We start from the raw sequence: 14,165 nt of genomic DNA, 5'->3' as shown, positions 1-14,165 counted from the left end.
AAATGTCTATTTAGAGCAAGTCACTATCGGCAATGATGTATTGATTGCACCGAATGTTTCGTTATTAAGCCGCATGCATGAATTTGAACGCACGGATATTCCTATGTCATTGCAAGGGTATCGAGCAGAGAAAGCCGTAGTTATTGAAGACGATGTTTGGTTAGGTCGCAATGTCACTGTTCTTCCCGGAGTCACTATAGGTAAAGGCGCGATAGTGGCCGCAGGTGCGGTGGTGACTAAAGATGTTGCTGAATTTTCTATTGTTGGTGGCGTGCCAGCTAAAATAATAAGTAAACGTAACAATGGAAATGGCTCAGTGTGAGGTTTTAATATATTACAGCTCTTTACTGGAAAATATAAAAGTTAGTTAGTAAAAAATTTATTAGGAAGGTTTTATGAACAACAGGTTAGGTTATCTTGATTCTATTCGTGGGCTTGCTGCATTATTAGTTGTAGTACATCATACGTTTGAAGTTTTTCTTAAATATAATGAGGGTGCATACCCGATATTATCAGGATTTAATAGTACCGTTGATTTAGGTCGTTTAGGGGTCATTGTTTTTTTTATCACTAGTGGTTTTGTTATTCCTTGGAGCTTAAAAGGTGAAACACCAAATGCACTGAAAAACTTTGCAATTAAACGTTTTTTTAGACTATATCCCGCTTATTGGTTTTCAATAATAGTGGCCACTATTATTGGATTAGGGGTAGGGGTGCATGTTGATTCACCTCAACAAGTATTAGTTAATTTCACTATGATTCATAAGTTCTTAGGTGTCGAAAGTGTTATAGGGGCTTATTGGACATTGCATTTAGAGTTGGTTTTTTATATTGCTTGTGCAGGGTTATTTTACTTTGGAGGCCTGAAGAATAATAAATACTTAATAACACTCTCGGTACTTTTAAGTCTTGCTGCTATTGTCTTTGCTAGCATTCGTTATTATTATCATATTAAAATTCCTATAATTATGCCTTTAGGTTTGTCTGCTATGTTTTATGGCGCTGTTTTACGTAATTACTTACTTGAAAAGCAAACTGAATTGAAAATCCCCTTAATTATATTAACCATTTTTTATTTTGCTAGCTTGTTTGTCGCACAGCGTATGTATTACTTAGATGGTTGGCTATCTTGGTATGTAACTCAGTTGTCTGCTTTTACTGTATTTTATCTATTGGTTACCAAAATAAAGTTAAACAATCCGTTTTTTATCTATTTAGGTAAGGTTTCTTATTCTCTTTATTTATTACATGCTGTGGTGATTGGTGCTGTATTTCACCTATTTGGTGACTTCGCCTTTACCTCGTTAGGTTTTGCTCTAGTGTTTTTAACTGTCTTAATTGTTTCTATTATTGTTGCTGAACTGAGTTGTCGATTTGTAGAGAAACCAGGCGTAACTTTAGCGAGGAAATTTACTGCTAAATATAAAAAAGAGACAATCACTAATAGGGTAAGTGATGGAATATAGTAAAAGAATATTAATAATAGCCTCGGCTGGTGGTCATTTAACGCAAGCTATGTGTGCTACTAGTCTGTGTGAAAATATTTCCTTGGTATCGAATAAAAAAAATATCAGTAACGATAAAATTAAAAAAGTGTACAAAATTTGGGATACGCAACATAATTTCCTGATTCACTTTTTTAATATTTTTTATGCTGTGTACGTATTATTGCGTGAACGCCCATCGGTAGTTTTTAGTACCGGTGGCCCCATCGTTTTACCGTTTGCTTTGTTATGTAAGTTTCTCCCTATTAAGTTTGTCTATTTAGACACCTTATCAAGGGTAGTAGAATTATCGAATACCGGTAAGCTGGTTAAAAAGTATAACTTATACAATGACTTTTATTGTCAGTGGCAAAAAATAGCGGAAAAAAATCAGGCTAAATATATTGGTAAATGTTTCGATATTTTATGTGAGAACAACTATAAAGTAACGTCTAAGAAAGTTGATGATTGCCCTATGATCCTTGTAACCGTTGGCACTAATCAATATGACTTTGCTCGCTTGTTTACCCTGCTAGCCGCGTTACCGTTATATCACGACAAACGGGTGAAATGGGTGATACAAGCCAGCCATAATAAAGTGACTCAACTACCCGCTAATGGTGAAGTGGTTGAGATGATCAGCAGAGACGAAATGGAGTCGCTAGTAAAACAGGCGAGTTTGGTGATCAGTCATTGTGGTATTGGCAGTATTAATTTAATGCTGAGTTATCAAAAGAAAGTGATTTTTGTGCCACGCGTGGCAAAATATAATGAATTTTCCGATGATCATCAGCTACAAATTGCCAATGAAATTGGTAGTGAATTATTTACGGTTACCTTACCCGATACGCCAATGCCTGAAATTACCTTTGACGAACTATCAGCCCGTGAGATTTTAACCCAGCCGGTAGATATAACAAATTATACGATGGCAAAAACGTTAAAAAATGCATTTTTTTCTTAGCCTGTTTTTCGTAATTGTACTTTTAAACTGTATTTTCTTGACTGTATATAATGAGTTTTAATGACAAAAATTAATAAAGAGCTAAATAAAGCGATTTTGCACAGCCTAACGGGAAAGTATAGTCTTTATATTTTTCAAATATTGTCGCTGGCCATTCTGTCTCGCATATTTACCCCTGAAATGTTTGGTATTCTGGCCGCACTACAAGTTATTGTTATGTTTTTTCAATTGGTTGCTACTTCAAGTTTAGGGCCTGCGGTGGTGTATGCTGATACCTTATCGGCAAAAGACCGAGACGGTATATTTTCTTTTACCTTGTTATTAGGCTTGGCGCTTGTCGGTGTTTTTTTTATCAGTGCCGACAGTATGTTTGTTTGGCTGGGTTTGGGGGACGACAGTTTTAACCTGACCATCATTGTGTGTTTTGTTATATTGGCCTCGTCGGCGTCTATGCTGCCAGTGGCGACATTACAAAAAGATTCGTTGTTTATCGACATTGCCAAAGCCGATATTTATGCGGAATTTTTAGCCTTTGTTTTATGTATTACTTTATTCTATTTAGACTACGGTTTTCTGGCCTTAGCCAGTAAATTTGTTTTTGTACCGAGTATTCGCTTCTTTTTTTATTATCTAAAATCGTCAAAAACGACCATAGGACAACCTCGGTTAGGTCGAAGCCTTTCATCCATTAAAATTTTATTGAGTTTTGCTAAGTATCAATTGGGTTTTAATTTATTAAATTATTTTTCACGAAACTTAGACACTATATTAATTACAAAATACTTTGGTGTCGCTACCGTGGGTCTTTATGAGAAGTCATACCAAGTGATGCGTTATCCGCTGCAGTTATTTACTTTTGCCATTACACCTGCGCTACAACCGGTGTTAACTAAATATAAACACCAGGTAGAGATTATTGAAAAAGAATATTATCCCATCGCCTTTAAGTTAGCGATGTTAGGTTTTTTTGTTTCTTGGGTTTTATTTTGGGGAGCCGATGAAGTTATTTATATTATGTTTGGCCCGCAGTGGCATGAAGCTGGCCAATATTTAAGTTTATTGGCGGTAAGTATTCCTTTGCAAATGGTCTTAAGCTCTACTGGCGGAATATATCAAGCGGTTGGTCAGTCAAAATCACAATTTTATTGTGGCATATTTAGCTCTATTGTGAACGTTACCATGATAATTGTCGGGGTATATTTTGTTGATTTAATCTTGTTATGTCAGTTATTAGTGGTCGGTTTTGTTATTAATTTTATTCAATGCTTTTGGGTCATGCAGACCCGTATATTTAAACGTAAATATAATACGAACTTATTTCTTATTTTTTGTATTGTTTTATGTCCTTATGTTAATTTGTTATTTTTAGACCTAGTGCAACAACCCGAACTGTCGTTAATGACTTATCAAAGTGCTTTGTATCACTTGTGTCTATTAGGTCTTAGTTCGTTAGCGGTTACGGGGGCTGGTTACGTTGTATTGCAAAAGTTGTATTGGAAGTGAAAAAGGTTAGCGATTTCATGATTGTTTTTTTTATTTTCACTCTCCTTTTTTTTCAGGCTAGCGTTATTGCGCAACCCTGTACTATGTATATGGTGAGTACTTTAAGTTCTCACCCACTTAGTACTCTCCCTTTAACTGAATCAAGTGCTGCTATCCCTGCACTTATATCTACGAAATCCCAAGCTAAAATTACCATTGAATATAATGATATTAATGAAGCCTTATTAAATAGTACTTCTGGTGAGGTTATTTGTTTTAAAACGGGTATTTATCCTGCTATTAAAATTGAAAATATTCAGGGAGGAATAAATAATATTACCTTAAAAGCCGAAACTGACGCAGATGTTCAAATTATACAAAATAGTTATTCTGGTACGGGCATAGCTATAAAAAACTCTAAAAATATTATTATTTCAGAATTTACTTTATCTGGCGGTATGTATGGTATTTATGCGCAAGGCTCTTCAGATTTAACTCTTGTTAATAATACTATTTATAATGTTGGCCAAGAGGGCATTATTGTTAAGTCGGGCATAGCAAAGCAGTCGCTTGAAAATTTTGTTATTGCTGACAATATAATTTCAGGTACGGGTAAAAGGCTTGCTCAGTATGGAGAAGGTATTTATATCGGTGATGGTAATGATAATTACAATCAAGTTATAAATAATGTAAGAATCGAAGGTAATAGTATATCAAACACCATGAATGAAGCGATTGACATAAAAATTAATACTAAAAACGTTAATATTCATTCAAACAATATTATAAACACCAACCTCAAGTTTAATGGAGCCATCACCGTAGCAACTGCTAATCGCTATGGCCCTGATTCACAGATAACAATCAGTCACAATAATATTATTGGAGTTACTAACCGTTCCGGTTACAGACCTATCGGTATTGCTGTAGGGCAGGGGAATGCCTTAATTACCGGTAATCTGATTAGTGCAACAAGTACTAGGTTTGTTGGTGTTTGCCTTTTTTCTACTTTTGTTAATGTAAATGCTAACACGGTAACCTTAGGTCAGAATTATGTATTAACAAATGGTACCCCTTTTTTAGCTAATTGTGGTGATGGTGGAACCAGTGCGCATAGCTTAGCCAATGTGATTAAAATGAATGTTGAGGTGTTAGAACGTAAACGTTAGAGTAGCTTTAGCCTAAATATACTTTGAAGCTAAGGGGTAAATCACCCATGCTATTTAGGCGCTATTTCTCAGTTACTTAATTAAAGTAAAGAAAAAAATAAAACACCACATAACAATCTTTGTCAATGTTTTTATTCCAGACCACTATTTTAAGTATAATAGCGAAAATTATTAATTCATGGGTAAGCCTATATAGCTCTTTGCGCGCAGTTCTATGCTCATAATGTAGGCTAGTGTTTATTTGAGGCTTGATAAAATGCTTATTTACCTAAGTTTGTTAAGCACAATGGTTTTGAAAACTTTATATATAAGTAAATATGATGATTTTACCTATAATTATGTCTTGCGGTAGTGGCAGTCGTTTATGGCCTTTGTCTCGTGCGTTACACCCTAAGCAGTTTTTAGCATTATTAAATGATAAAACACCGATTGCAAGAAACTATTAATCGTCTTGATAGCAGCAATTGTTTACAGCCGTTAATTATTTGTAATGAAGAACATCGATTTATTGTTGCCGAACAGTTGCGTGCTAATGGCACTGGCGCTAGTGATATCATTCTAGAGCCTATGGGTAAGAATACCGCTCCGGCAATTACTTTGGCTGCCATGGCTAATGGTGAAGACCCATTATTATTAATATTAGCTGCGGATCATGTCATTAAAAATGTTAAAGCATTTCAAAATGCCGTTGTTACAGCAACAGCTTTTGCTGAACAAAATAAATTAGTTACCTTTGGTATTGTACCAACTAAACCAGAAACGGGTTATGGCTATATTAAACAAGGCACTAAACAAGCACAGAATGAAGCTGTTGGCTTTGATGTAGACAGCTTTGTCGAAAAACCAAACCTAGCCACAGCGCAAGCATACCTAGATTCAGGAGAATACCTGTGGAACAGTGGTATGTTTAAGGCATCTCGCTATCTTGAAGAATTAGCTAAGTTTTCTTCTGAAATGCTAAGCGTTTGTACTGAAGCCTATGAAAACAAAACCCAAGATTTAGATTTCACTCGTATCAGTGCGGATATATTTGAAAAATGCCCAGAAGATTCGATAGATTATGCAGTAATGGACCGCACTCAAGACGCTATAGTAGTACCAATGAATGCTGGCTGGAGTGATGTCGGTTCGTTTTCATGATTGTGGGAAGTAAGTGAAAAAGATGAAAATGGAAATCATGGTGATATAATTAGCCATAATACAACTAATAGTTATATTAGTGCTAACAATAAATTAGTTACCACTGTTGGAGTAGATAACCTCGTTATCGAGGAAACCAAAGATGCCATATTAGTGGCCTGTAAAGACCAAGTCCAAGATGTTAAAGCCATCGTTGAGAAGCTAAAATCTCAAGACCGCTACGAATATAAACATCAACGTGAAGTGTTCCGTCCGTGGGGTAAATACGATTCACTTGATTTCGGTGAACGTGACCAAGTAAAAAGTATTACAGTAAAACCAGGCGCTAAATTGTCTCTTCAAATGCATCATCACAGGGCAGAACATTGGGTGTGGTTTCTGGTACAGCCAAAATTACTAACGGTGATAAAACCTTTTTAATGACTGAAAATGAATCGACATATATCCCACTTGGTACGATCCACTCATTAGAAAACCCCGGTGTATTACCGCTTGAATTCATTGAAGTACAAACGGGCTCATATTTAGGTGAAGATGATATTGTCCGTTTTGAAGACAAATATGGAAGGAGTTAATCGGTGACTACAGCAGCAATGATATTAACTATGCAGTTATCTAGTATGGTTATTATATAGCTTGCGCGAAAAGGTTAAATTATAGAGTTTAAGTGGTTGAAGTATAAATGGATATTTACTTTATACTTCCAACCTTACAGTTCATTGTTATCACTTTGTTGCAACATCATGTTTATCATATGTGTAGTTATCAAAAAGATTAAATCAATAAGGCACTTTAAAATATTTTGATATAATAATTTAATCTATTTGTAATGTTTTTAGTGCTTTTAATTCTGTATAATACGCAAAAATATTTCATCAATGATTGATAGAAATACAGGCTTCAAATATTAGGGTAAATATATGCTCCCCCGAGCTCTTTTTAGTGACAGTTTTAGTACCAACGCTTTTGGTAGTAAACTTATTGATGTCTTTATTTTAACTTCCAGTTTGATTATAGCTACTTATATCTACGGTGTTACTTTATCTCGAGAATATTTAATGGCACTTTTAGTGGTGCTGGTAAGCTATTCGTATGTCGCTGAAGGGTTAAATTTATATCGCTCTTGGCGTGCGGGAAAGTTAAGAGAGATGGTACTCACCGCATGGCTAAGTTTACTGCTGTCATTTAGCGGCCTTTTTGTTTTCTTCTTTGCTTTTAAAGTGTCAGAACAGCTTTCACGTATTACCATTACGCTTTGGTTTGTACTGGCTTTTACCTTGTTATTTGTATGGCGTGTATCTTTACGTTCTTACAAAAAAAACAGGCGTAAGTTGGGCTTGAGCAGTAAAAAAGTCGCTATCATTGGCGCTACTCCGTTAGGCATTAAAATTATGCAGCAAATTAAGCTGCACGATGAATTAGGTTATGACAATGTTGGTTTCTTTGAAGACAGAGCACCCGATAGACTCACGGGATTAAAGCCTAATGATATCGTTGGCTCTATAGATACTGCGGTAAATAAAGCGCGAGCGGGTGAAATCGATGTTTTATTTATTGCGCTACCCATAGCGGCTGAAAAACGTATTGCTGAAATACTTTCTTACTTAGGTGATACCACGGTTGATGTTCATTTGGTTCCTGACTTTCTTTTATCCAATTTAATGCATTCACGAATTGACCATGTGGGCGAAATAGATACGCTCAGTGTTTTTGAGTCGCCTTATCTGGGAATTCGTCGTTTAATTAAACGCAGTGAAGATGTCATTATTGGCTCGTTAATTTTATTTACTATTTTACCTGTACTTATGCTTATAGCGATTGTAATTAAATTGACTTCCAAAGGCCCAGTATTATTTAAGCAAGATCGTTATGGCTTATCAGGGCAAAAAATAAAAGTATGGAAATTTCGTTCCATGTCGGTGATGGAAAATAGCGACAAGGTTATTCAAGCGACAAAGAATGATCCCCGTATTACCCCCTTTGGCGGTTTTTTGCGTAGAACAAGTTTAGATGAACTGCCACAATTTTTTAATGTGCTGAGTGGCTCTATGTCTATAGTGGGTCCAAGACCTCATGCGGTATCTCATAATGAAGAATACCGTAAAAAAGTAGAATTTTATATGTTACGCCATAAAGTTAAGCCGGGCATTACCGGTTGGGCGCAAATTAATGGCTGGCGTGGTGAAACGGATACCTTGGAAAAAATGGAAAAAAGAGTTGAATTTGACCTGCAATATATTAAGAATTGGTCTGTTTGGCTTGATATAAAAATAATTATATTAACGGTTTTTAAAGGTTTTGTATCAAAAAATGCCTATTAAAATACTTGTTAATCTACTTGAACGACAAAGCATAAATTCAATTTAAGGGAATAGAAAATGAGTATGAAAATAAAGCTATTATTAAGTGCTACCGCTATAGCATTTAGTAGTTCGGTTGTTGCCGTTGAACCAGAGCCTTATATAACAGACTCTGGCATCGCAATTATACCTATTATTAAGACAGGTTATAAATACGACAATAACATTTTTAGTCAAACGAGTGATACTACAGGCAGTGGTATATTCACCCTGGCACCAGCAGTAAAGTTTTTACTTGATGACGGTATTAATAACTTCCAGCTAGATGTTGGCATAGAGTCTGGCACCTATTTTGATAGCTCTGATGATAATTATCTTACCGGTAATTTAGCTTTTACCAGTCATTTAGAGCCAAGTTCACGCTCTCGTTTTGATATTAAGCTTGAGGCAAATAAAAAGTCTGAAGCGCGTGGTACCGGGCTTACTGAAGGTTTAGGTAATGCGGCCGCCGAACCGTTATTATATAATGAGCAATTAGCTAAATTAAGCTATGAATATGGTAGTTTAGCGTCTAAGGGGCGTATTGCCGTGATGGCACGTTATTATAATAAAAACTACACTAACTTTACTAATATAACCCAATTCCGTAGCTTTGATAAGCCGACATTAGGCGCTACCTTTTTTTATACCACCAATGCCAGTACCGATGCTTTTTTTGAAATCAAAGCTAGTGCGATTAATTATGACAAAGATGAAGCAATTTCACGTGATTCAGATGTTTTTACTGCATTAGTCGGAATTAAGTGGGAAGCTACCGCGTTAACTTCGGGTAGTTTTAAAATTGGTCAAGAGCAGAAAATATTTTCTGATTCTGGTCGTGAAGATTTTAAAGGGGTGAGTTGGCAAGGTAATCTTGATTGGCAACCATTAACCTATACCACCTTAACACTGGAAACATCTCGTTCAGCGAAAGATCCTGATGTACAAGGTGATTACATTAGCGAAAGTATTTACGGGGTAAACTGGCAACATCAATGGAATGAAAAGGTTACTACTACGCTGAATTACCGCTACATACGTGAAGAGTATACGGGGTTTGAACGACTAGATAAAAGTAATAATTTATATATGGATGTTAATTATGAATTTAAACGTTGGGTTGATATAGCGTTATACATTGAATATACCGATCAAAACTCTACCCGTGACAATATTGTCTATGATAAAAGTGTCGTCGGCTTAGACTTTACTTTTTCTTTATAGAGACCTTTGAACCTTATGCTTTTTAATAAAACACTCTGCTTTATACTATTTATTTGTTTATTTATGTCACCGCTAGCACATGCGCAAGAAGCTTATATTCTAGGCGCGGGTGATAAAATATCTATTAAGGTCTTTGGTCAAGAAGATTTAAGTATTGAAAGTTTTTTAGGTAACAGTGGCAGCGTCAACTACCCATTTTTAGGTGATGTTAAGGTCGCTGGCTTGTCGATAAAACAAGTCGAGTTGTTTATTACTCAAGGCTTAAAAGGTGATTATTTAATTAACCCTAACGTGTATGTCCAGGTAATTGAATACCGACCTTTTTACATACATGGTGAAGTAAAAAAACCGGGTGGTTATCCGTATCACCCCGGTATGACCATTAATCAGGCGGTAGCATTAGCCGGGGGCTTAACTGATCGTGCTGATACAGACAAAATTTCTTTATATAAAGAAGCAGACAAAAAGCTTAAACAGCATGCCTCTCTTCAGCATAATGTCAATGCGGGTGATACCATCACCATAGAACAAAGGTTCTTTTAATGATAAATAGTAATATAGCCAGCGAGATTCCTCTTCCTGCTAGTGATAAAACCCAAACAGTGGCTAAGTCTGTCGGCTTTCAGTCGAGAAGTAATCAATCAATCGAAGAGGATATTGATTTACGCCATTATTTTTCAGTATTTAAAAAATACCTATGGCGTATTGCTTCTTTAGCTATTCTGGTTGCATTACTAACGGCTGTTATTGCCTTAAATATGACGCCGATTTATCGCTCTACCGCGACGTTACTGATAGAGTCGCAACAAAATAAAGCGGTATCGTTTGCAGAAGTGTATGGCTTAGACTCTAATCGCAAAGAATATTATCTCACACAATTTGAAATTTTAAAATCAAGAACTATTGCCCAAGCAGTGATAGAAAAATTAAACTTAAAAGAACACCCAGACTTTATTGATAAACCTTCAGTTGTTCGTGCTTTTATTAATGAGGTTAAACAATCACTACCTTTTATTCCTAAAAAGAAAGCGGTAACGTTATCTATCATAGAACAAGAAGAAAAGGCCTTACAGGCGCTAGTCAGTGCTTTTACTCATCGATTAACCATAAACCCAATACGAAAAACTCAGTTAGTGCATATTTCTTTCCAAAGTAGTGATCCTAAATTGGCAGCCTTAGTGACTAATACTGTCGGTGAAGTTTATATTGAGCAACATTTAATAGATAAAATGGGGGTAACGAAAGAGGCTTCGGGCTGGTTAACTACCCGCTTGTCTGACTTACGTATAAGGCTTGATGAGTCTGAATACAAATTGCAGCAATACTTAGAGAGCGAAAACCTGATTGATATTTCGGGTGTGTTGGGCTTAGTTTCAAAAGAATTGGAACAAACCTCAGTACAGTTAGTGGTTGCTAGAAATGAAAAAAACAAATTAGAGAGTATTATCCGTGTTATTGATGAATACGGTCGTAACAACTTGGAAGTACTACAGTCTATACCTGATATAACTTCACACCGTGCTATACAAGATATTAAAAGAACGTTAGTCACTTCTGAGCTTAAATTATCAGATTTATTCGGTGTTTATGGGCCGAAACACCCAAAACTAATTGCAGCAAAAGCTGAGCTATTATCAGTACAGAAAAATCTTTCTTTGCAGGTTCAACGTTTAGTGACCGGTGTTCAAAAAGAGTTAAAGACCAGCAAGCGTAATGTGCAAGCACTTGAAATAGAACTAACACGTATTAAAAAAGTGTATCGTGAAATAACATCGAAAGAATACCAATACAGAAAACTGTCGCGTGAAGTGGATACTAATCGCAATATTTATGATACCTTTTTTTCTCGCGCTAAAGAAACAGAAGTAACGGGTGATTTCAATGCAGCTGTTGCTCGGTTTACCGACCGTGCTTATAAAACCACTAACCCGATAAAGCCAAACAAACCCTTACTGGTTATTTTAGCTTTTATTGCTACTTTTGGCTTCGGTATTGTTATTGCGTTTGTACTTGATGCTTTAAATGACACCTTTAAAACCGCAAGTGATATTGAAAATAAACTTTCACAGCGTATGTTAGGCCTATTACCGTTAGTGGCGTTGAAGAAAAATGTTGCCTTAAAGGTGCATTACTTTTTTGAAGAGGGTGCAGATAAATTCTCCGAGTCGGTGCGTACGCTACGTACTAGTTTTGTGCTAACGCAGTTGGATAAAGCGTCTAAAGTTATTGAAATAACGTCAACGGTTCCCGGTGAAGGTAAAACAACAACGGCTACCAATTTGGCTTTTTCGTTAGCACAAGTTGAAAAAACCATTTTAATTGATGCAGATATGCGTAAACCGAGTATTTGCAAGCGTTTTAATATACCGCTTTATCATCCGGGTTTGAGCAATTTAATTACGGGTACCGAGCAGTTTGCTGATTGTATTTATCAAGATGAAAAATCAGGGTTAACTATTATGCCTTGTGGCCCAATCCCTTCTAACCCGCTTGAATTATTATTATCACCTAAATTTGCAATTATATTAACGCACCTTAAAAAATCCTACGACCGTATTATTATTGATACACCACCTGTACAAGCAGTAAGCGACTCTTTAGTTATTGCTCAGCAATCTGACGCAGTAATATATGTTGTTAAAAGTGATGATACCCGTATTGGTGCTGTTCAAGACGGCATTGGGCGATTAGTTAACCTAAACGCTAATATTGCCGGTGTAGTGTTAAATAAAGTTGATATGAAAAAAATGGCTTCGAGCGATAATTATCATGGCTATTACAGTGATTATAGTTACGGTAAAGAAAAAGAAAGTTAAGCCATGATAGATATTCATTGCCATATTTTACCAGGTATTGATGATGGCGCTAAAGATATGGTTGAGGCACTTGCCTTAATTAACTTAGCCGTTGAAGATGGTGTAACACGCATTGTTGTTACGCCGCATTTGCATTTTGGCCGATTTAATAATTACTTACCCGTGATAGAGTCGTCTTTTTTAGCTTTGCAGGAAGAAGTTAATAAGGAAAAAATTCAGGTAGAATTAGCTTATGCCGCGGAAGTACGGTTAGATTCTGAGATACTCTCCTTGCTCGCTAGTAATCAGTTACCTTTGTACGGACGTTATAATAATCAGCAGTTTATGTTACTTGAGTTTCCTCATAGCCATATCCCTGCCGGCAGTGAACTTTTAGTTAAACATTTACTTAAACATAATATTACTCCTGTTATTGCCCATCCTGAACGTAATCGTGATTTATTAAAGTCACCCGATAAAATTAAGCCATTTGCTCGATTAGGCTGTTGGTTTCAAGTAACAGCAAGCTCTATTACCGGCCATTTTGGCGAAGACTGTCAAGCGCTTGCCTTAAGCTATATTGAGCAAGATCTCATTCAAATCGTTGCCAGTGATGCCCATAACCTTAAACGTAGACCGCCTTTGTTAAGTAAAGCCCGAAGAAAAATTACCGAATTATTTGGCGAAGAGCAAGCACAAAAATTGTTTTACGACAATCCTTATAATATTACCGCTAGCTTGTTTGAACTCTAGGTTAATCGTTAGGGTAAATTAATAGGACTATTTATGCGTGCATCATTAAGTTCATCACATTATTTATTGAATAATAAACCTGTTCATTACCTTGTCTTAGGTTTGGTAATATTGCTTACCTTGTATTGTTTGTCATCTACTTTTAGCCGAGGTGTTGCTAATGCTTGGTATTTTAATGCTGAGTTTTCATTAAATGACTGGGCAAAACAAAATACCATAAAAGATAAAGTAGAATACGCGCATGCATTAACCTCTATTAAAAAAGCCCAGTCGTTAGATCCCACGCATCCGCATTATGCTCATATGGTAGGACGAATTATGCACTGGGGTGTTGATATGGGCTTTGAAGATAAAGCTAAATTAGCAGAGATCAATCAATGGTATTTATTAGCAACACAGCTAAGACCCTTGTGGCCGGATCCCTGGGTAGATTTATTGCGACTGAATAATGTTTTGCATGGTTATAACGATGAGACTAAATATTACATAGAGCAAGCGCTCGCTACCGGCCCTTATATCGATTTAGTGACGGTAGGTACCCTGCAAGTATGGTTGTTAAATTGGTCGGTTTTATCAGGTACAGAAAGGCAGTTGTTGTTTAAACAATTTGATGTCGCAACTAAGCAAGATAAAACACTGAAGCAAGTGCTTGATTTTGCCAATGTTATAAATAGAGAAAAACTGTTATGTAGTCAACTAAAGTTTAACCCGAAATATTCAAAGCAAAAAGACTCATATTTATATAAACGGTATTGTTTAAAGTAAACCGTCATTCAAGAAGCCACGAACCACCGTCATTCCCGAAGCCTCAAACT

Annotated in this window: 10 protein-coding genes and 2 pseudogenes; all 12 read left to right on the top strand. The window is 36.2% G+C overall.

Annotation, left to right across the window (positions count from 1 at the left end; genetic code table 11):
- Nucleotides 1-142: 142 nt before the first annotated feature.
- Nucleotides 143-322: pseudogene (locus tag ASU03_RS22120) on the top strand (DapH/DapD/GlmU-related protein); the annotation flags it as partial.
- Nucleotides 323-395: 73 nt separating this feature from the next.
- Nucleotides 396-1,466 carry an acyltransferase family protein gene (locus ASU03_RS13655; RefSeq protein ID WP_057832358.1) on the top strand — a complete coding sequence of 357 codons (1,071 nt, stop codon included), beginning with the start codon at nt 396-398 and terminating at the stop codon, nt 1,464-1,466.
- On the top strand, nt 1,456-2,448 hold the full coding sequence (locus tag ASU03_RS13650) for a glycosyltransferase (RefSeq protein WP_057832357.1): 993 nt from the start codon (nt 1,456-1,458) through the stop codon (nt 2,446-2,448). Before ASU03_RS13655 ends, ASU03_RS13650 begins: the two co-directional genes overlap by 11 nt.
- Nucleotides 2,449-2,508: 60 nt before the next feature.
- Nucleotides 2,509-3,951 carry an oligosaccharide flippase family protein gene (locus tag ASU03_RS13645; RefSeq protein WP_057832356.1) on the top strand — a complete coding sequence of 481 codons (1,443 nt, stop codon included), beginning with the start codon at nt 2,509-2,511 and terminating at the stop codon, nt 3,949-3,951.
- A gap of 17 nt (nt 3,952-3,968) precedes the next feature.
- Nucleotides 3,969-5,099: a right-handed parallel beta-helix repeat-containing protein gene (locus tag ASU03_RS13640; RefSeq protein ID WP_057832355.1), complete on the top strand. Its 1,131-nt coding sequence runs from the start codon at nt 3,969-3,971 to the stop codon at nt 5,097-5,099.
- A 320-nt stretch (nt 5,100-5,419) separates the two neighbouring features.
- Nucleotides 5,420-6,814, top strand: a pseudogene (locus ASU03_RS13635) (mannose-1-phosphate guanylyltransferase/mannose-6-phosphate isomerase).
- A gap of 345 nt (nt 6,815-7,159) precedes the next feature.
- Nucleotides 7,160-8,560 carry an undecaprenyl-phosphate glucose phosphotransferase gene (locus ASU03_RS13630; RefSeq protein WP_057832354.1) on the top strand — a complete coding sequence of 467 codons (1,401 nt, stop codon included), beginning with the start codon at nt 7,160-7,162 and terminating at the stop codon, nt 8,558-8,560.
- Between the two features lie 57 nt (nt 8,561-8,617).
- Entirely contained in the window at nt 8,618-9,802 is a 1,185-nt protein-coding gene (locus ASU03_RS13625; protein ID WP_057832353.1) for an outer membrane beta-barrel protein, read from the top strand.
- Nucleotides 9,803-9,865: 63 nt separating this feature from the next.
- Nucleotides 9,866-10,345, top strand: a complete 480-nt coding sequence (locus ASU03_RS13620) for a polysaccharide biosynthesis/export family protein (protein WP_231731591.1) — start codon at nt 9,866-9,868, stop codon at nt 10,343-10,345.
- Nucleotides 10,345-12,618, top strand: a complete 2,274-nt coding sequence (locus ASU03_RS13615; protein ID WP_082627284.1) for a GumC family protein — start codon at nt 10,345-10,347, stop codon at nt 12,616-12,618. Before ASU03_RS13620 ends, ASU03_RS13615 begins: the two co-directional genes overlap by 1 nt.
- A gap of 3 nt (nt 12,619-12,621) precedes the next feature.
- Nucleotides 12,622-13,350 (top strand): tyrosine-protein phosphatase, encoded by a 729-nt coding sequence (locus tag ASU03_RS13610; protein WP_057832351.1) that lies wholly within the window; start codon nt 12,622-12,624, stop codon nt 13,348-13,350.
- Between the two features lie 33 nt (nt 13,351-13,383).
- Nucleotides 13,384-14,115 carry a VpsP family polysaccharide biosynthesis protein gene (locus tag ASU03_RS13605; protein WP_057832350.1) on the top strand — a complete coding sequence of 244 codons (732 nt, stop codon included), beginning with the start codon at nt 13,384-13,386 and terminating at the stop codon, nt 14,113-14,115.
- The last annotated feature ends 50 nt before the right edge of the window (nt 14,116-14,165 follow it).

The sequence above is a fragment of the Colwellia sp. TT2012 genome, assembly GCF_001440345.1.
Lineage (GTDB): Bacteria > Pseudomonadota > Gammaproteobacteria > Enterobacterales > Alteromonadaceae > Colwellia.
This window is presented reverse-complemented; position numbering and strand designations above follow the sequence as displayed.

Bases quoted from the DNA above. Each gene is read 5' to 3' on its own strand.
- ASU03_RS13630 (WP_057832354.1), top strand. From the start codon at position 7,160: ATGCTCCCCCGAGCTCTTTTTAGTGACAGTTTTAGTACCAACGCTTTT.
- ASU03_RS13655 (WP_057832358.1), top strand. From the start codon at position 396: ATGAACAACAGGTTAGGTTATCTTGATTCTATTCGTGGGCTTGCTGCA.
- ASU03_RS13645 (WP_057832356.1), top strand. From the start codon at position 2,509: ATGACAAAAATTAATAAAGAGCTAAATAAAGCGATTTTGCACAGCCTA.
- ASU03_RS13620 (WP_231731591.1), top strand. From the start codon at position 9,866: ATGTCACCGCTAGCACATGCGCAAGAAGCTTATATTCTAGGCGCGGGT.
- ASU03_RS13610 (WP_057832351.1), top strand. From the start codon at position 12,622: ATGATAGATATTCATTGCCATATTTTACCAGGTATTGATGATGGCGCT.
- ASU03_RS13650 (WP_057832357.1), top strand. From the start codon at position 1,456: ATGGAATATAGTAAAAGAATATTAATAATAGCCTCGGCTGGTGGTCAT.
- ASU03_RS13625 (WP_057832353.1), top strand. From the start codon at position 8,618: ATGAGTATGAAAATAAAGCTATTATTAAGTGCTACCGCTATAGCATTT.
- ASU03_RS13640 (WP_057832355.1), top strand. From the start codon at position 3,969: ATGATTGTTTTTTTTATTTTCACTCTCCTTTTTTTTCAGGCTAGCGTT.
- ASU03_RS13615 (WP_082627284.1), top strand. From the start codon at position 10,345: ATGATAAATAGTAATATAGCCAGCGAGATTCCTCTTCCTGCTAGTGAT.
- ASU03_RS13605 (WP_057832350.1), top strand. From the start codon at position 13,384: ATGCGTGCATCATTAAGTTCATCACATTATTTATTGAATAATAAACCT.